Raw genomic sequence first — 16,566 nt, forward strand, 5'->3', positions numbered from 1 at the left:
GGGCGAGGGGCGGCCCGGCCGGTGCGGGACCGGCCGGGCCGCGCCCGCTCACGCCGCGAGCTGGTCGACGCGGGTGAGCACCTGGTCGACGAGGCCGTACTCGCGGGCCTGCTCGGCGGTGAACCAGCGGTCGCGGTCCCAGTCGCGCTGGATCTCCTCCAGCGTGCGCCCGCTGTGCCGGGCGATCAGCTCCTGCATGGTGCGCTTCACGTGCAGCATGTTCTCGGCCTGGATGGTGATGTCCGCGGCGGTGCCGCCCATCCCGCCGGAGGGCTGGTGCATCATGATCCGCGAGTGCGGCAGCGCGAACCGCTTGCCCGCCGCACCGGCGCAGAGCAGGAACTGCCCCATCGACCCGGCCATCCCGAGCGCCAGCGTTGCCACGTCGTTCTTGACGTACCGCATGGTGTCGTAGACGGCCATGCCGGCGCTGACCGAGCCGCCCGGCGAGTTGATGTAGAGGAAGATGTCGCGCTCCGCGTCCTCGGCCGCGAGGAGCAGGATCTGCGCGCAGATCTGGTTGGCCGACGCGTCGGTGACCTCGGTGCCGAGGAAGATGATCCGCTCCTTCAGCAGCCGTTCGAAGACCCGGTCGCCGAACGCCGGCTGCCCCTCGTCGAGCATCCAGATGCCACTCATCGCCGCCCACCTCCGTGCCGCCGGTGGGCGGGGGACCGCCCGGGAACCCGGCGGTCTCCAGCGTCCGCCGGGCGCACCCGTGCGGCCCAGGCTTTCTGCCGGGGGCAGATTCGCCCTGGGCAGAAGCTACGCAGCGACCGGCCGCCGCCGGCCGGCGCGGGCCCGCCGCCGGGCCAGCGTGACGGAGGTACGCGGACGGGGGCGGACGGCCGGGGCGGAGGGAGCCGGCCAGATCCGGATGCCGCCGGCGAACCCGATCGGCGTGGCGGCGGCGAGGGGTGCACCGAGCGGCGCCGGCACCAGGCCGAAGGGCCGCAGCGCGCCGCCCAGCAGCGGCGTGGCGGTGACCGGGCGGCGGGCGACGTGCGGCCGGAGCGAGACGGCGGGCCGCCGGGTCACGTGCTGCCGGGGCGACACGGCCGGACGGCGGCTGACGGACAGCCGGGGCGGGCCGACCCGCAGCTGCGGCCCGGTGCGGGCGGTCGGCACCCGGTCGAAGCGGGCCGCCGAGATCCCGGGGCCGACCGGGGCCGGACGCTCCCGGCGCAGCTCGTCGCGGGCCTCTTCGAGCAGGTCGGCGAGGTGGATGCCGAGCGCGCGGCAGATCGCGGCGAGCACCTCGGAGGAGGCCTCCTTGCGGCCACGTTCGACCTCGGAGAGATAGGGCAGGGAGACGCCGGCGGCCTGGGCCACCTCGCGCAGCGTGCGGCCCTGGCGCAGGCGGATGCGCCGGAGCACCCCGCCGATCACCCGTCGCAGCAACGACATGCCGGCCTCCTCGCGGTCGGGCGTCCCGGACGTCCCCATCATGCCCCGTCCACACGCCTGGCACCTGCCCGGTCGGCCCCGTGGTACCGACCGGGCAGGTGCGGATCAACGCCAGACGACCGCTCGGAGCTGCCAGCTCGGCGAGGTGAAGGACACGTGACCGACGATCAGGCCGCTGTCGTTGACATTGATCGCGACGCTGCTCCCCGCCCCGTCCGGCAGGGGCAGCAGCTGGGACGCCGCGGTGGGTGAGGGCCAGATCATCGCGCGGCCGTCGGTGCCGTCGGTGCCGATCACCAGACCCGAGTCGTTCACGGCCTGCGCCGTCGGGGAGGCCGAAGCGGTGGCCAGCCGGTGCATCGTCGTACCGTCCCAGAAGAAGGCGGCGAACCGGCCGTCCGCGGTCCAGCTCGTGCCGACCACCTGACCGAGGTCGTTGATGCCGGTCGCGTCGCTCGTGGGCCCGCCCAGCGTGCCCAGCGATCGCAGGACGCCGTCGCGCCAGACGAATGCCTGGTTGACGAACGGTGGATCGGTCCAGTCCTTGTAGCCGTAGGTGCCCGCGACGGTGCCGGCCTCGTTCACCGCGAGCGCGCTCGCACCAGGCGGGGCGTCGATGGTGATCTCGGTGTTCCCGGTCCGGACGAACGCCCGCCGCCCGGAGAAGCTGTCGGTGACGTGGTAGACGCCGACCACCCGGTCGCCCGCGGTGTCGTACGCGATGGAGAAGATGCCCCCGGTCAGGCCGAGATCCTGGATCTTCCCGTCCACCCAGGCCACGGCGTGGCTGCTGCCGTCGGCCGCTTGGGCGGTGCCGACGATGCGTCCCCGCTTGTCGATCGCCTGGGCCTGGCTGTTCGGCCCGCCGAGCGTCCCCAGGTCCTCGATCCGCCCGTCCACCCAGCGCACCGCGTGCCAGTAGCCGCCGGCCACCTCCGCCGCTCCGACCACCACCCCGGCCGTGTCGACGTCGTACGCGATGCTGCCCCGGCCGTCCAGCGACGGCAGCACCACGGCGGTCCGCTTCGCCGTCGGCATCGGCGCCGGCGTGGTGGCGGTCGGCGTACCGGTGGGCGAGACGGTCGGCGTCGGGGAGGTGGTCGGTCTCGGTGTGGCGGTCGGCGTCGGTGTGGCGGTGGGTCGTGGGGAGAAGGTCGGCGACGGGACGACGGTGGGCTTCGGCCGGGTGGGCCGGGCCGTCCCGGGTGGGCCGTCCCCGGGCCGGTCCGCCACTGCGGGCGGCGCTCCGGCGACCACCATCCCGACTGCCACCGCAAGCGCGGTCAATGCCATGCGTGTACGCATCCCGACGTCCCCTCGCCACGATCGGTGAGTCATCAGTCTCACCCGCAGGCGCGTCGATGGATGTGACGAAATCCTTACCGCTGGTGGCCAGGAGGGCGGGCGCCCGGCCCAGCCAGCCGGCTCGCGGCGTAACCGCTATCTTGAGGGCGTGCAGGTGGCGGAGCAGGACCGACGGTGATCCATTTTCCCGCGCAACGGCGGGGGCCGCTGAGCGCGCTGAGTCTGCGCCTGCTCGCCGCCCTCGGCCTGGTCTTCGCCACCGTGGCGGTGGTCTGGCTCGACCGCGACGGCTACCGCGACGTGGACGAGAGCGGCCTGACCCTGCTCGACTGCTTCTACTACGTGGTGGTCTCGCTCTCCACCACCGGGTACGGCGACATCACGCCGGTCAGTTCGTCGGCGCGGCTGGCGAACGTCCTGTTCATCACCCCCGCCCGGGTGCTGTTCCTGATCATCCTGGTCGGCACCACCCTGGAAGTCCTGACCGAGCAGTACCGCACCGGCCGTCGCCTGTCGCGGTGGAGGAGAACCGTGAAGGACCACGTCATCATCTGCGGCTACGGCACCAAGGGTCGAAGCGCGGTCTCCGCCCTGCTGGAGAACGGCACGGACAAGTCCAAGATCGTGGTGGTCGAGCGGAGCGGGCCGGCGCTGCGGCAGGCCACCTCCAACGGGCTGGTGACGATCGAGGGTTCGGCGACCCGCTCGTCGGTGCTGGAACAGGCGCACGTGCGTACCGCGAAGTCGGTCATCATCGCGACGGACAGCGACGACGCGTCGGTGCTGGTGGCGCTCACGGTCCGGCAGCTCACCGCCGGTCAGGTACGCATCATCGCGGCGGTCCGGGAGGCGGAGAACGCGCCGCTGCTCAAGCAGAGCGGCGCGCACCACGTGATCGTCTCGTCGGCCACGGCCGGGCGGCTGCTCGGCCTGTCCACCTCGGCCCCGCCCCTGATCGACGTGGTGGAGGACCTGCTCACTCCGGGTCAGGGCATGGCGCTGGCGATGCGGTCGGCCGAGCGCGACGAGGTGGGCCGCTCCCCGCGTGAGCTGGAGTCGCTGGTCATCGCGCTGGTCCGCCGGGGCAAGGTGGTCACGCTGAACGACCGCGCCGGCGCGGTGATCGAGACCGGCGACATGCTGGTCCACGTCCGGGACGACCGGCCGCAGGCCACCACCGCGATCTGACCCTCGCCCCGCTGAGCGCCCGCGGTCAGCAGGCGCCCGGGCCACCCTCCGCGATCACTTCACCGCAGGTCGACGACCGGCCCTGGGTGGCCCGCCGCAGCAGGTCGTAGAGCAGGTCCCGTTCGCCCGGTGCCAGCGCGCCGAGGACCTCCTCCTCCGCCCCGGCGAGGGCGCACTCCGCCTCGCGCAGCCGCTTCGTGCCCGCCTCGGTGAGGCGTACCTCGTGCCGGCGACGGTCCTCCGGGGAGCGGCGGCGCTCGGCCAGGCCGTCCGCCTCCAGGTCGTTGAGCAGCCCGACCACGTTCGTGCTGTCGATCTGGAGCGTGCCGGCGAGCGCCTGCTGGCTGATTCCGCCGGCGTCGCGCAGCACGGTGAGCGCCACCAGGTGGCGGGGGCGCAGACCCAGCGGGGCCAGCACCGACTCCGAGCGCAGCCGCATCCGCCGGGCCAGATGGTCGAGCAGGGGCCCGGAGCGGCGCTCGGACTCCTCGACCGGTGCGGCGGACATGTGACCCAGTTTACGCGGCCCGGGGAACATCGACCTGCTATAAATAGTTGGTCCTACACGAACGATCGTCGGAGGAGGAATCACCAATGGCACACCTACTGCACATCGACTCCAGCATCACCGGGGAGCGGTCGATCAGCCGGCGGCTCACCGCCCGCGCCGCCGCCGCGTGGCGCGCCGCCCACCCGGACGGCACGGTCACCTACCGCGACCTGGGTCGAAACCCGCTGCCGCACCTCGACACGGCGAGCGGCCTCGCGCGTATGGTGCCGCCGGATCAGCACACGCCCGAGCAGCGGGCGTCCTGGCGGCTGACCGAGGAGGTGGTGGCCGAGGTGAAGCAGGCCGACACCGTCCTGCTCGGGCTCCCGCTCTACAACTACGGCGCGCCCAGCAGCGTGAAGTCCTGGGTCGACCACCTGATCGCCCCCGGCATCGCGTACGACCCGGTGACGAACGCCGGGCTGCTCGGCGACCGCCAGTTCGTCGTCCTGGTCAGCCGCGGTGGCGGGTACGGCCCGGGCACCCCACGGGAGGGCTGGGACCACGCCGAGCCGTGGCTGCCGCACGGCCTCTCCCTGACCGGGCTGGAGCCGCGGTTCATCTGCGCCGAGCTGACCCTGGCCCCGGTCAACCCGGCGATGGCCGAGCTGATCCCGCTGTTCGAGCAGAGCCTCGCCGCAGCCGAGCGGGCCGTCGACGAGCTGTGGGTGCCCGCCTCGGCGGCCGCCTGACCGGGCCGACACACACGCGAAGGGCGGGCCGTTCCGCGGGGGAACGGCCCGCCCTTCGCGTGTGACGGGTCAGCGGCGGATCAGAGGATCGTCCAGGTGTCGCCGCTGCCGAGCAACGCGGCGAGCTGCTCCTCCGGGGTCTTGTCGACGGTGGCCTTGGCGGCCGCGACCTGCTCCTGCACCACGCTGTCGTAGGAAGGGCGGCCGACCGACCGGAACACCCCGATCGGGGTGTTGCTCAGGTCCAGGCCGGGCAGGCGGGACAGTGCGAACGCGTACGCCGGGTCGGCCACGCCCGCGTCGTGCACGACGATCTGGTCGGCAGGCGTGTTCGCGGTCTCCCGGACCTCCAGCCCGAAGCCACCGGGCGGGTGGACGACGCAGAACTGCCCGTCCTTGCCGAACGTGATCGGCTGGCCGTGCTCCAGCCGGATCAGGAAGTCGTCCCGGGTGGCCGGCTCCTTCAGCGGGTCGAACGCGCCGTCGTTGAAGATGTTGCAGTTCTGGTAGATCTCCACGAACGCCGAACCCTCGTGCTGGGCGGCGGCCCGCAGCACCGACTGGAGGTGCTTGCGGTCCGAGTCGATCGTCCGGGCCACGAACGTGGCCTCGGCGCCGAGCGCCAGCGACAGCGGGTTGAACGGGGCGTCCGCCGAGCCCACCGGCGTCGACTTGGTGATCTTGCCGACCTCGGACGTGGGCGAGTACTGGCCCTTGGTGAGCCCGTAGATCCGGTTGTTGAACAGCAGGATCTTGAGGTTCACGTTGCGGCGCAGCGCGTGGATCAGGTGGTTGCCGCCGATGGAGAGCGCGTCGCCGTCACCGGTGACCACCCAGACCGACAGGTCCGGCCGGGACACCGACAGGCCGGTGGCGATCGCCGGGGCGCGGCCGTGGATCGAGTGCATGCCGTACGTGTTCATGTAGTACGGGAAACGCGACGAGCAGCCGATGCCCGAGACGAAGACGATGTTCTCCCGGGGGATGTTCAGCTCCGGCATGAAGCCCTGTACGGCCGCCAGGATGGCGTAGTCGCCGCAACCGGGGCACCAGCGCACCTCCTGGTCGGACTTGAAGTCCTTGGCGGTGAGCTTGAGGGCGACGGGCTCAGACATTCTTCAGGACCTCTTCCAGCATCGTCTCCAGCTCGGCGGCGGTGAACGGCAGGCCGCGGACCTGGTTGTAGCCGATCGCGTCGACCAGGTACTTCGCCCGGATCACGTGGGCGAGCTGGCCGAGGTTCATCTCCGGCACGACCACCTTGTCGTAGCGGCTCAGCACCTCGCCGAGGTTGGCCGGCATCGGGGCCAGATGCCGCAGGTGGGCCTGGGCCACCGAGAGCCCGCGCTGACGCAGGCCACGGCAGGCCGCGCCGATCGGCCCGTACGTCGAGCCCCAGCCCAGCACCAGCACGCGGGCGTCGCCGTCCGGATCCTCCACCTCGACGTCCGGCACCGGGATCGTCTCGATCCGGGCCGCCCGGGTCCGCACCATGAAGTCGTGGTTGGCCGGGTCGTACGAGATGTCGCCGGTCTTGTCGGCCTTCTCCAGACCGCCGATCCGGTGCTCCAGGCCGGCCGTGCCGGGCACCGCCCACGGGCGGGCCAGCGTCTGCGGATCCCGCAGGTAAGGAAGGAACGTGGTGCCGTCCTCGCCGTTGGGCTCGGTGGCGAACTCGACCCGCAGGTCGGGCAGCGACTCGACGTCGGGCAGCAGCCACGGCTCGGAGCCGTTGGCGACGTAGTTGTCCGACAGCAGGATCACCGGGGTGCGATAGGTCAGCGCGATCCGGGCCGCCTCCAGCGCCGCGTGGAAGCAGTCCGACGGCGACTTCGGCGCGATCACGGCGACGGGCGCCTCGCCGTGCCGGCCGTACAGGGCCATGTTCAGGTCGGCCTGCTCGGTCTTGGTGGGCATGCCGGTGGAGGGACCGGCCCGCTGCACGTCGACGATGACCAGCGGCAGCTCCAGCGCCACCGCCAGGGAGATCGTCTCGCTCTTGAGCGCCACGCCCGGGCCGCTGGTGGTGGTGATGCCGAGAGCGCCGCCGTACGAGGCGCCGAGCGCCGCACCGACGGCGGCGATCTCGTCCTCGGCCTGCATGGTGACCACGCCGAACTTCTTGTGCTTGCTCAGCTCGTGCAGGATGTCCGAGGCCGGCGTGATCGGGTACGCGCCGAGGAACACCGGCAGCCCGGAACGCACGCCTGCCGCTACCAGGCCCAGCGACAGCGCCGCGTTGCCGGTGATGTTCCGGTAGGTGCCCGGCAGCATCTTGGCCGGCTTGACCTCGTACCGGACGGAGAAGTCCTCGGTGGTCTCGCCGAAGTTCCAGCCGGCCCGGAACGCAGCCACGTTCGCCGCCACCAGCTCGGGGCGGGCCGCGAACTTGCGCTCCAGGAAGCGCAGCGTGGACTCGTACGGGCGGGAGTACATCCAGCTCAGCAGCCCGAGCGCGAACATGTTCTTGGCCCGCTCGGCGTCCTTCTTGGACACGTCGAGTTCGGCCAGCGCGCCGATCGTCATCGAGGTGAGCGCCACCGGGTGCACCGCGTACCCGGCGAGCGAGTCGTCGTCGAGCGGGCTGGCCGCGTAGCCCACCTTGGCCAGGTTGCGCCGGGTGAACTCGTCGGTGTTGACGATGATGTCCGCCCCGCGCGGCAGGTCGGCCAGGTTGGCCTTCAGCGCGGCCGGGTTCATCGCCACCAGGACGTTCGGCGCGTCACCCGGGGTCAGGATGTCGTAGTCGGCGAAGTGCACCTGGAAGCTCGACACGCCGGGCAGGGTCCCGGCGGGAGCGCGGATCTCGGCGGGGAAGTTGGGCAACGTGGAGATGTCGTTGCCCAGTTGCGCCGTCTCCGAGGTGAACCGGTCGCCGGTGAGCTGCATGCCGTCGCCGGAGTCACCGGCGAACCGGATGACCACCCGGTCCAGCTGACGGATCTGCTTGGTCACACCCGCACCTCGCTTAACTGAGCGCCGTCGCCCTCGCCGGCCCGGCCCGCTCCGATTCTCACGTCAGAGCCTACGTCGCCACGTTAGGGCCACCTTGGTCGAGGTCCGACGTATGGGACTGGATCGGGCCGCTGTATGCCCTGCTTTGCAGCGTTTAGTACCTGGACCCGTAACCCAGATCACCACATATCCATGATCACCGGTCGGTGATCGGACGCTCCGGCACGGTGATGTCGCTGCGGCGGCGCAGCGAACGGGTCGCCAGCGTCAGCGCGAGCACGACCAGGAGACCGGACACGGCGATGAGCGCGACGGCGGTCCCCCGGACCGAGGTGTCGTCGCGGTCCCGTTCGCCGGCGGCGACGAGCACGCCCTGCGAACCGGTCGGAGCCGGCGCCCCGCCGGGCGGGACGGCGTCCGCCGCCGCGGCGCTGATCCGGAAGCTCATCTGCACCTGCCGGTCCCGCCCGCTACGCGGATCCAGCCGGCCGATCACCGCGCCGGACAGCGGCGCCCGCCGCTGCGCCTCCGCCGAGGCGGCCAACGTCAGGCGTACGGTGGCGGTCCGCCCGGCCGCCAGTGCGCCCAGCTCGCAGCGGGTCCGGTCGGCCGACACCGGGGCGCAGCCGCTCTCGGTGCCGGCCACTGTCACCCCTTCGGGCAGGAGCACCTCGATCCGGCCCGCGGCGTCGACCTTGCCGGTGTTGCCCAGCCGGACGGTGAGCGTGCTGGGCGCGCCGCTGATGTCGAACAGCACCTCCTCGGCGCGCAGCGAGATGCCGGGTACCGGCGGCCCGGGCGGGAACAGCACCGCGAAGCCCTCGTCGTCGTACGCCGCGCCGGTCACCCCGGGTGCGACGGCGGTGACCTGGATCGATCCGGCCAGCGGCATGGTCCGCCAGGCGTCGCCGTCGACCCGGACCCGGATGGTCGCGCTGAACCGGGCACCCGGCTCGGCGTCCCACCCGACGCAGCGGTGGTTGCCGTCGCCGGCCGGCTCGCAACCCGGGGTGCCCGCGTCGGTCAGCCCCGGCGGCAGCGTGTAGCCGAGGCTGATCCGCTCCGCCCGTCCGCCCGTGTTGGCCACCGTCACCAGCAGCGTGGCCACCGTGGCGTCGGCGTTCCAGTAGGCCGGCGGGAGGACCACGTCGCCGGTGGTCACGCGTACCCCCAGGGGCCCGCCGGCCGGCTGCGGCGGCGGTGGCGGCGGGGTCTTGACCGGCGGCACGACCGGCGGGGGCGCCGGTGCCGTGGTGGCCGGCGCGGCGGTGGTCGGCGCCGGTTCGGCGGGAGCGCTCGTCGGCGGCGGGGCCGGCGAGGTGGTGACCGGCGCCGGAGGCGTGGTCGGAGGCGGCGGTGGCTCGGTGGGCGGCGGGGCCGTCGCGGTGTCCGTCGGCTCGCCGGTGGGCGCGGGCTCGGTCGGCTCGCCGCCGGGGTCGCCGCCCGGCTCGACGGGCTCGATCACCCGGAGCGCGGCGGCCGGTCCCGGGTGAGCGACGGCCCCGGCCGGCACCACCGCCACCAGCGCCGCGACGAGCGCTGACGCCAGGAGTGCGAGGGTACGGCGGAGCGCGACCCGCCGAACGGGCGCAACGCGGGGGCGGGGCATCTGTCCTCCGGGACGATCAATGAGATCCCATTATTCGGTGATACTTGCCATCAAGCACTAGTCCTGCGAGGAAACGAATTCGTAACGTGTCCGGGACATCTGGACGGGACCGGTACGCTCCGGTCGTGACCGGATATCTCGGCTCGTACGCCACGCTCGGTCTGCTGCTGCTCGCCGCCGTGCTCTTCTTCGTGACGGCGTTCTCGGCGAACCGGGTGTTACGTCCGAGCCGGCCGGCCGAGCCGTGGGGCAAGCGGGCCTCGTACGAGTGCGGTCTCGACCCGGTCGGCGGCGACTGGGCCCAGATGCAGATCCGCTACTACGTCTACGCGTATCTGTACGTGCTCTTCGCGGTCGAGGCGGTGTTCCTGTTCCCCTGGGCGCTGGTCTTCGACCGGCCCGGCTTCGGCGCCACCACGGTCGTGGAGATGGGCGTCTTCGTGGCGATCGTCGCGCTCGGCATCCTCTACGCCTGGCGGCGCGGCGTCCTGCGCTGGACCTGACGCGCCGGGCCGGCCGGTCAGGCCAGCCCGCGCCGGGTCGCCGCCGGCGGCCGGTCGCCCCGGATCGACGCCACCATGTCCAGCACCCGGCGGGTCTCGCGGACCTGGTGGGCGCGGAACACCCGGGCGCCGAGCCAGGCCGAGACCGCCGTGGCGGCGAGCGTGCCCTCCAGCCGCTCGGGCACCGGCAGGTCGAGCGTCTCGCCGATGAAGTCCTTGTTCGACAACGCCACCAGAAGCGGCCAGCCGGTGCCGGTCAGCTCCGCCAACCGCCGCGTGATCTCCAGCGAGTGCCGGGTGTTCTTGCCGAAGTCGTGCGCCGGGTCGATCAGGATGCCGTCCCGGCGCACACCCAGCCCGGCCGCGCGTTCGGCCAGCCCGGTGACGGTGCCGACCACGTCGGCCACCACGTCGTCGAAGGCGGCCCGGTGCGGCCGGGTACGCGGGGCGAGCCCGCCCGCGTGCGAGCAGACCAGCCCGGCGCCGGTCGCCGCGGCGACCCGGGCCAGCGCCGGGTCCGCCCCCGACCAGGTGTCGTTGAGCAGGTCCGCGCCGGCCGCTACCGCCTCCACGGCCACCTCGGCACGCCAGGTGTCGATGGAGATGACCACATCGGGGAAGGCGGACCGGACCGCCGCGATGGTGTCCACCGTCCGGCGGATCTCCTCGGCCACGTCCACCTCGTCGCCCGGCCCGGCCTTCACCCCGCCGATGTCGATGATCTCGGCGCCCTCGTCCACCGCGCGTTCCACCGCGCGCAGCGCGCTGTCCTGGGCGAAGGTGGCACCCCGGTCGAAGAACGAGTCCGGCGTGCGGTTGACGATCGCCATCACCACCAGCTCACCGGGGGTGAACGTCCGTCCGCCCAGCCGCAACGCCCCGGTCATGCCCGCCTCCTCGCCGCCGGACCGCACCGGCCGGTCCGACGCTATCCGGTCCCGCCCGCGCCGCCCGTGCCGGTCCCGTGCGCCGGACGCATTTACCGACCGGACGTCCCGGAGGGCTCGCCCGATCCCGGCCCGCATGCCACGATCTGTGCATGGGTGAGGTTCTGCTCCTCTTGGTCGTCGCGCTGACCGTCGCGGCTGTGGTGTTCGGGGTGACGGTGCTGGTCTCCGGCAAGGATCCGGGCCTCACACCGGCCGAGCCGGACGGGCGGGCTGTGCCCCTGCCCGGCAGCCGTCCGCTCGACGAGTCGGACGTGTCCGACGTCCGCTTCGACACGGCGCTGCGCGGCTACCGGATGAGCCAGGTCGACGCGGCCCTGCGCCGGGCGGCGTACGACATCGGCTACAAGACCGAGCTGATCGGCGTCCTGGAGGCCGAGAACGCGGCCTTGCGGGACGGCCGTACCGAGGACGCCGACGCGCTGCGCCGGGCGCGCGAGGAGGCCGCCGCGACCCGCCCCGAGACCGAGCCGGCGCCCGGCCCGTCCACCCCCGAGCCGGTGGTGATCGACCTGTCCGCGCCGGAGCAGCCGGCCCGTACCGACACCGACCGGCAGCCGGGCCGGACCGACGCCGACGCGCAACCGGGACGCGCCCCGGCCGAGGCGGGTGTGGCGGAGGCCCCCGCAGCGGCGGCGACCGAGGACACCGTCTCCCCGGCGAACGGGATCGCGGCCGGGCCGGCCGACGACGACCGGGAGCGCGGTTCGGTGGTCCGCTCGGAGTCGGCGTGACCGGCGCCGGCAGACCGGCCGACGACTTCACCGAGGCGTCCCGCCGGGGTGCCGCCGAGGTCACCGCCACGGTGATCGTCGAGGCGCCGGCCGACCGGGTGTTCGCCGCGCTCACCGCGTGGGAGCGGCAGTCGGACTGGATCCCGCTGACCCGGGTCCGGGTGGTCGAGGGCGACGGTGGCGAGGGCAGCCTGGTCGAGGCGGTCACCGCGCTCGGCCCGGCCGTGCTCCGCGACGAGATGCGTGTGGTCCGGGTCGACGCGCCGTACGAGGTCGGCGTGGTGCACTGCGGCAAGCTGCTGCGCGGCCCCGGCGTGCTGCGCTGTACCCCGATGGACCGCGACCGCACGCAGGTGGTCTGGCACGAGTGGTTCCACCTGCCGGGCGGGAAGGCCGGCCGGGTGGCCTGGCCGGTGCTCTGGCCCGGCTCGAAGTTCAGCCTGACCCAGGCGCTGAAGAAGTTCGCCCGGCTGGTCGAGCAGGGCCGCCTGCCCTGACCGGCGGTCGGCGCGGCGGGGCTGTCGGTGGCCCGGCCTATCGTGGACGCCGTGACTGACCTGGTGACCGGCGCGGACGGGCTGCCGCGCTGTGCGTGGGGGGCGAGCACCCCCGACTACGCCGTCTACCACGACGAGGAGTGGGGCCGGCCGCTGCGCGGCGACGACGCGCTCTACGAACGGCTGACGCTGGAGGCGTTCCAGTCCGGCCTGTCCTGGCTGACCATCCTGCGCAAACGGCAGGCGTTCCGGGACGCCTTCGCCGGCTTCCGGATCGATTCGGTGGCCCGCTACGGCGAGACCGACGTGACCCGGCTGATGGCCGACGCCGGAATCGTTCGCAACCGGGCCAAGATCGAGGCGGCGATCGCCAACGCCCGGGCCGCGTCGGAGCTGCCCGAGGGCCTGTCCGCGCTGCTCTGGTCGTTCGCGCCCCCGCCTCGGGCCGCGCGTCCCCGGTCCTTCGCCGAGGTGCCGGCCACCAGCCCCGAGTCCGTCGCGATGGCCAAGGCGCTCAAGAAGCGGGGCTTCCGGTTCGTCGGCCCCACGACTGCCTACGCGCTGATGCAGGCCACCGGCATGGTCGACGACCACCTGGCCGAGTGCCACGTGAGCGGTGACCGGGCCGGGGTGTGACGGAGCGCGCCACCTCCGGCGTGATGGGATTGGGGCATGACCGACACCGAGCCGCGTACGAGCGGGACGACAGACGGTGCGACCACTACCGGCGCCTGGGCGGTGCTGCTGCCCGCCGAGCGATTCGAGGCCGAGCGGCTGGTGCACCACGACCTGCTGGAGCTGACCGGGCTGTCCGAGGCGGCCCGCCCCCGGCCCGGCGACCGGGTGGCGGTGCTGGTCGATGAGCCGCTGCGGCTGGTCGCGCTCGGCCGGGTCGCGCCCGCGTCGTCCGAGACCGCCGAGGACCCGGACGATCCGCAGTCCGACGCGGTGGCCGGGCCGCTCGTGGTCACGTACACCCGGCGGGTGCTCGACGAGCCGGTGCCGGTCGACGGCCCGGCGCCGGACGGCCCGGTCGTGGCGCTCGACCCGGCCCGCTGGCGGTCGCTGGCCGACCGGCTCGGCCCGCCGCCCGCCCGCAGCAGCTGGCTGGTCAGCCTGGACCTGCCGATCGAGGCCGCGTCGCGCGCCGAGGCGGTCCGGATCTTCTGGTCCTACGTGCAGGAGCTGGGCCCGCGGGAGCTGCCGGCGTTCGTCTCGCCGTACGGCGACGAGCTGGCCATGCAGGCGTTCGTGCTGGGCGTCGAGGCCAACCAGGATCCGGAAGAGGACGACTGACCCCCCGTCACGGGCGGTAGCGTCCGGGAAGGGGCCGGCGCCGGCCGGCGTGGTGGAGGGGGTGCCATGCGGTTCCGGGACAAGGTCGTGCTGGTGACCGGTGGGGCGTCCGGCCTGGGCGAGGCGACGGCACGCCGGTTCGCCGCCGAGGGCGCCAAGCTGGTGATCGCCGACATCAACACCGAGGGCGCCGAGCGGGTGGCGGCGAGCCTGCCGGACGCGCTCGCGGTGACCGTGGACACCGGCGACGCCACCTCGGTCGAGCGCGGCATCGCCGAGGCGGTCGGCCGGTACGGCCGGCTCGACGTCGTCTTCAACAACGCCGGCATCGACGGGCAGCAGCAGGCGCTGCACGAGATGGACCTGGCGAACTGGGAGAAGGTCCGCCGGATCAACGGCGACGGGGTGTTCTACGTGTTGCGGTACGCCATCGACGCGATGCTGCGTACCGGCGGCGGCGCGATCGTCAACACCTCGTCGACTGCCGGGCTGACCGCACAGGACAACATCTCGCCGTACACGTTCACCAAGGCCGGCATCGTCGGGCTGACCCGTTCCGCGGCGGTCGAGTACGCCGCCCGGGGGATTCGCGTCAACGCGGTCGCCCCGACCGTGGTGATGACGCCGCTCGTGGAGCACTTCATCGAGAACGCGCCGGACCCGGAGCAGATGCGCCGGCAGATGGAGTCGTTCAACCCGAAGCCCGGCATCCCCACCGCTGACGACGTGGCGGGCGTGGTCCTGTTCCTCGCCTCCGACGACGCGGCCTGGGTCACCGGGCACACCATCCCGATCGACGGCGGCTACGTGGCCCGCTGAGCGGGTGCGCGACGCGTTCCCGGTGCGGTCAGCGCCCCTCGAAGACCGGCTTCTGCTTGGCGACGAACGCTGCCGTGGCGGCCCGGTGGTCCGCGGTGGCGCCGCAGATCGCCTGCGCCTGTGCCTCGGCGGCCAGCGCGTCGGCGAGCGTGCCCGCGTCGGCGATGGAGAGCTGGCGCTTGATCGCCCCGTACGCGACGGTCGGGCCGGCGGCGAGCCGGGCGGCCAGTTCCTGCGCGGTCGGGAGCACCTGCTCGTCGTCGTCCACCAGCCTGGTCAGCAGGCCGAGCCGGCAGGCGTCGTCGGCGCCGACCGGCTCGGCGAGCATCAGCAACTCGACGGCCTTGGCGTGACCGACCAGCCGGGGCAGCGTCCAGGAGGCGCCGGTGTCGGCCGCGAGGCCCACGCCGGCGAACGCCATCAGGAACCGGGTCTTCGGGCCGCCGATGCGGAAGTCGGCCAGGAACGCCAGCGAGGCGCCGGCCCCGGCGGCCATCCCGCGTACCGCGGCGACGACCGGCTTGGGCAGGTTGGCCAGCCGGGCGGCGATCGGGTTGTAGTGCGCCCGGACCGTGGCCAGCGGGTCGGCGTCCGAGGTCTCCAGCGTCCGCACGTGCTCGCGCAGGTCCTGCCCGGCGCTGAACGAGCCGCCCGCGCCGGCGAGCACGACCGCCCGGCAGGATCTGTCGGTCTCCAGCTCGGCCAGCGTGTCCCGGAGCGCCTCCTTGAGCGCCACGTCGAGCGAGTTCATCGCCGTGGGGCGGTTCAGCGTCAGGGTGACGACGGCGTCGGTGCGGTCGACGAGCAGCGGCTCGGTCACGTTCTAACGACCCTTCTGTCGGGCGAGGCGGTTGCCGGCGTCGAGGCACTGCTCGACGTACCGGTCGGCGGCCGGCCGGAGCCGGGCCGCGTGCCGGTCGAAGAAACTGGCCGCGCTGGTGCCCGGCCAGCGCTCGGGCAGCAGTGCCGGGGGCAGTTGCGGATCCCGGAACAGGAACGTACGCCACGCGTGCACGAGCCGGAACCGGGCCGCGTACGCGTCCTCGTCGCTGCTGCGCACCGTGACGCCGGAGAGCAGCGGCTTCTGCTCGGCCACGAAGCGCTCGTACGCCCGCCCGATCTCGGCCAGGTCCCACGCGCGGCGGACCACGCCCATCGCGCCCGGTGTGCCGGCCGCGTGCGCGGCGGTGAACCGCTCGTAGCGCACGCCCGCCTCGTCGAGCAGCAGGTCGACGTCCTCACCCGGACGGGTGGCCACCCAGGTGCAGTCGTCGAGCGTGCCGTACCCGAGGAAGGCGAGGTTCGCGGCGAGCCGCTGCCGGTCCCGGCGGGAGGAGGGCGCGGTGAGCACCAGGAGATCGAACCGCCCGTCCCAGCTGTGCCGTCCGGTCCGGTAGATCCGGGACGCCGCCTCGTCGAGTCGACGAGCCGCTTTCGGGGTGATCGAATATCCCGGTCCGGACGCGAGCCGGAGCGGTTCCAGCCAGCCCTGGCGGACCATCCGGGAGACCGCGGTGCGTACCGCCGGTGGGGCGATCCCCAGCGGGGCGAGCAGCTTGACCAGGGCGGCGACCGGTGCGCGGCCACCCCGGGCCCGGAGGTGGTCGCCGTACAGGTCGAAGAGTGCCGACCGTGCCTGCATGACCGCACATTGTGACAGGCCTATCCAAGATAAGCTAGATGCTGTTACATCAATGCTGCTTCGGTTTGGGTCCGGCGGTGTTCATCAGGGAAAATCGTTGGTCGAGCCTTCCGCGATGGTTGCGGATGGCGATGGCGAAGTGGCTGTGGGGCAACTCACCGACCCTGGTGTAGGTCTGAGGGGAGACAACATGGCGGCGATGAAGCCGCGGACGGGCGACGGTCCGCTGGAAGTCACCAAGGAGGGCCGGGGCATCGTCATGCGAGTCCCGCTGGAGGGTGGTGGCCGGCTCGTCGTCGAGATGACTCCCGACGAGGCCACCGCGCTCGGTGACGCGCTGAAGGCGGCCGCGGGCTGATTCGAGGAGTGTCCCGCACGGCGTCCGCCGTGCGGGCGGTTCGTCCTACCCTGAGCCACCGGCG

Annotated in this window: 19 protein-coding genes; 9 read left to right on the plus strand and 10 right to left on the minus strand. The window is 73.1% G+C overall.

Annotated features, from left to right (window positions below):
* Nucleotides 1–48: 48 nt before the first annotated feature.
* The 3 genes from O7546_RS01600 to O7546_RS01610 form a co-directional block, all read right to left on the minus strand.
* A complete protein-coding gene (locus tag O7546_RS01600; protein ID WP_194798752.1) occupies nucleotides 49–639 on the minus strand; it encodes an ATP-dependent Clp protease proteolytic subunit in 591 nt (196 codons plus the stop codon).
* A gap of 126 nt (nucleotides 640–765) precedes the next feature.
* Entirely contained in the window at nucleotides 766–1,407 is a 642-nt protein-coding gene (locus O7546_RS01605) for a helix-turn-helix transcriptional regulator (RefSeq protein ID WP_194798751.1), read from the minus strand.
* Between the two features lie 105 nt (nucleotides 1,408–1,512).
* A complete protein-coding gene (locus tag O7546_RS01610) occupies nucleotides 1,513–2,712 on the minus strand; it encodes a hypothetical protein (RefSeq protein ID WP_194798750.1) in 1,200 nt (399 codons plus the stop codon).
* A 174-nt stretch (nucleotides 2,713–2,886) separates the two neighbouring features.
* Between O7546_RS01610 and O7546_RS01615 the strand changes: the two genes are divergently transcribed.
* Nucleotides 2,887–3,900, plus strand: coding sequence for a potassium channel family protein (locus O7546_RS01615; RefSeq protein ID WP_194798749.1), 1,014 nt, complete (start codon nucleotides 2,887–2,889; stop codon nucleotides 3,898–3,900).
* Between the two features lie 25 nt (nucleotides 3,901–3,925).
* On the opposite strand, the gene O7546_RS01620 is transcribed toward O7546_RS01615, so the two are convergent.
* Nucleotides 3,926–4,408, minus strand: coding sequence for a MarR family winged helix-turn-helix transcriptional regulator (locus O7546_RS01620; RefSeq protein ID WP_174361689.1), 483 nt, complete (start codon nucleotides 4,406–4,408; stop codon nucleotides 3,926–3,928).
* 86 nt (nucleotides 4,409–4,494) lie between these two features.
* Here O7546_RS01620 and O7546_RS01625 point away from each other — a divergent pair, with 86 nt between their 5' ends.
* Nucleotides 4,495–5,142: an NAD(P)H-dependent oxidoreductase gene (locus tag O7546_RS01625; protein WP_194798748.1), complete on the plus strand. Its 648-nt coding sequence runs from the start codon at nucleotides 4,495–4,497 to the stop codon at nucleotides 5,140–5,142.
* A gap of 80 nt (nucleotides 5,143–5,222) precedes the next feature.
* On the opposite strand, the gene O7546_RS01630 is transcribed toward O7546_RS01625, so the two are convergent.
* The 3 genes from O7546_RS01630 to O7546_RS01640 form a co-directional block, all read right to left on the minus strand.
* Entirely contained in the window at nucleotides 5,223–6,257 is a 1,035-nt protein-coding gene (locus O7546_RS01630; protein ID WP_194798747.1) for a 2-oxoacid:ferredoxin oxidoreductase subunit beta, read from the minus strand.
* Entirely contained in the window at nucleotides 6,250–8,097 is a 1,848-nt protein-coding gene (locus O7546_RS01635; protein ID WP_194798746.1) for a 2-oxoacid:acceptor oxidoreductase subunit alpha, read from the minus strand. The genes O7546_RS01630 and O7546_RS01635 overlap by 8 nt, the downstream gene beginning before the upstream one ends.
* A gap of 196 nt (nucleotides 8,098–8,293) precedes the next feature.
* Nucleotides 8,294–9,706: a hypothetical protein gene (locus tag O7546_RS01640; protein ID WP_194798745.1), complete on the minus strand. Its 1,413-nt coding sequence runs from the start codon at nucleotides 9,704–9,706 to the stop codon at nucleotides 8,294–8,296.
* Between the two features lie 125 nt (nucleotides 9,707–9,831).
* On the opposite strand from O7546_RS01640, the gene O7546_RS01645 reads away from it, so the two are divergent.
* Nucleotides 9,832–10,209 (plus strand): NADH-quinone oxidoreductase subunit A, encoded by a 378-nt coding sequence (locus O7546_RS01645; RefSeq protein ID WP_030273665.1) that lies wholly within the window; start codon nucleotides 9,832–9,834, stop codon nucleotides 10,207–10,209.
* A gap of 17 nt (nucleotides 10,210–10,226) precedes the next feature.
* On the opposite strand, the gene folP is transcribed toward O7546_RS01645, so the two are convergent.
* Nucleotides 10,227–11,096: a dihydropteroate synthase gene (gene folP / locus O7546_RS01650; protein ID WP_194798744.1), complete on the minus strand. Its 870-nt coding sequence runs from the start codon at nucleotides 11,094–11,096 to the stop codon at nucleotides 10,227–10,229.
* Nucleotides 11,097–11,248: 152 nt separating this feature from the next.
* On the opposite strand from folP, the gene O7546_RS01655 reads away from it, so the two are divergent.
* From O7546_RS01655 to O7546_RS01675, 5 genes are all read left to right on the plus strand, one after another.
* Complete coding sequence (locus tag O7546_RS01655; RefSeq protein WP_194798743.1) at nucleotides 11,249–11,890, plus strand: DivIVA domain-containing protein; 642 nt, start codon at nucleotides 11,249–11,251, stop codon at nucleotides 11,888–11,890.
* Complete coding sequence (locus O7546_RS01660) at nucleotides 11,887–12,387, plus strand: SRPBCC family protein (protein ID WP_194798742.1); 501 nt, start codon at nucleotides 11,887–11,889, stop codon at nucleotides 12,385–12,387. The genes O7546_RS01655 and O7546_RS01660 overlap by 4 nt, the downstream gene beginning before the upstream one ends.
* 51 nt (nucleotides 12,388–12,438) lie before the next feature.
* Nucleotides 12,439–13,023 (plus strand): DNA-3-methyladenine glycosylase I, encoded by a 585-nt coding sequence (locus O7546_RS01665; protein ID WP_194798741.1) that lies wholly within the window; start codon nucleotides 12,439–12,441, stop codon nucleotides 13,021–13,023.
* A gap of 36 nt (nucleotides 13,024–13,059) precedes the next feature.
* Entirely contained in the window at nucleotides 13,060–13,683 is a 624-nt protein-coding gene (locus tag O7546_RS01670) for a hypothetical protein (protein ID WP_194798740.1), read from the plus strand.
* A gap of 66 nt (nucleotides 13,684–13,749) precedes the next feature.
* Entirely contained in the window at nucleotides 13,750–14,502 is a 753-nt protein-coding gene (locus O7546_RS01675; RefSeq protein ID WP_194798739.1) for an SDR family oxidoreductase, read from the plus strand.
* Between the two features lie 28 nt (nucleotides 14,503–14,530).
* Here the strand turns inward: O7546_RS01675 and O7546_RS01680 are convergent, their stop codons facing one another.
* On the minus strand, nucleotides 14,531–15,322 hold the full coding sequence (locus tag O7546_RS01680) for an enoyl-CoA hydratase-related protein (RefSeq protein ID WP_194798738.1): 792 nt from the start codon (nucleotides 15,320–15,322) through the stop codon (nucleotides 14,531–14,533).
* Nucleotides 15,323–15,325: 3 nt separating this feature from the next.
* Entirely contained in the window at nucleotides 15,326–16,144 is an 819-nt protein-coding gene (locus O7546_RS01685) for a PaaX family transcriptional regulator C-terminal domain-containing protein (RefSeq protein WP_018788949.1), read from the minus strand.
* Nucleotides 16,145–16,334: 190 nt separating this feature from the next.
* Here O7546_RS01685 and O7546_RS01690 point away from each other — a divergent pair, with 190 nt between their 5' ends.
* Nucleotides 16,335–16,502, plus strand: coding sequence for a DUF3117 domain-containing protein (locus O7546_RS01690; RefSeq protein WP_013283866.1), 168 nt, complete (start codon nucleotides 16,335–16,337; stop codon nucleotides 16,500–16,502).
* The last annotated feature ends 64 nt before the right edge of the window (nucleotides 16,503–16,566 follow it).

Source organism: Micromonospora sp. WMMA1976 (genome assembly GCF_027497335.1).
Taxonomy (GTDB): Bacteria; Actinomycetota; Actinomycetes; order Mycobacteriales; family Micromonosporaceae; genus Micromonospora; species Micromonospora aurantiaca.

Coding starts and splice junctions, on each gene's coding strand:
- O7546_RS01600 (WP_194798752.1), bottom strand. CDS start 639: ATGAGTGGCATCTGGATGCTCGACGAGGGGCAGCCGGCGTTCGGCGAC.
- O7546_RS01605 (WP_194798751.1), bottom strand. CDS start 1,407: ATGTCGTTGCTGCGACGGGTGATCGGCGGGGTGCTCCGGCGCATCCGC.
- O7546_RS01610 (WP_194798750.1), bottom strand. CDS start 2,712: ATGCGTACACGCATGGCATTGACCGCGCTTGCGGTGGCAGTCGGGATG.
- O7546_RS01620 (WP_174361689.1), bottom strand. CDS start 4,408: ATGTCCGCCGCACCGGTCGAGGAGTCCGAGCGCCGCTCCGGGCCCCTG.
- O7546_RS01625 (WP_194798748.1), top strand. CDS start 4,495: ATGGCACACCTACTGCACATCGACTCCAGCATCACCGGGGAGCGGTCG.
- O7546_RS01630 (WP_194798747.1), bottom strand. CDS start 6,257: ATGTCTGAGCCCGTCGCCCTCAAGCTCACCGCCAAGGACTTCAAGTCC.
- O7546_RS01640 (WP_194798745.1), bottom strand. CDS start 9,706: ATGCCCCGCCCCCGCGTTGCGCCCGTTCGGCGGGTCGCGCTCCGCCGT.
- folP (WP_194798744.1), bottom strand. CDS start 11,096: ATGACCGGGGCGTTGCGGCTGGGCGGACGGACGTTCACCCCCGGTGAG.
- O7546_RS01655 (WP_194798743.1), top strand. CDS start 11,249: ATGGGTGAGGTTCTGCTCCTCTTGGTCGTCGCGCTGACCGTCGCGGCT.
- O7546_RS01670 (WP_194798740.1), top strand. CDS start 13,060: ATGACCGACACCGAGCCGCGTACGAGCGGGACGACAGACGGTGCGACC.
- O7546_RS01675 (WP_194798739.1), top strand. CDS start 13,750: ATGCGGTTCCGGGACAAGGTCGTGCTGGTGACCGGTGGGGCGTCCGGC.
- O7546_RS01685 (WP_018788949.1), bottom strand. CDS start 16,144: ATGCAGGCACGGTCGGCACTCTTCGACCTGTACGGCGACCACCTCCGG.
- O7546_RS01690 (WP_013283866.1), top strand. CDS start 16,335: ATGGCGGCGATGAAGCCGCGGACGGGCGACGGTCCGCTGGAAGTCACC.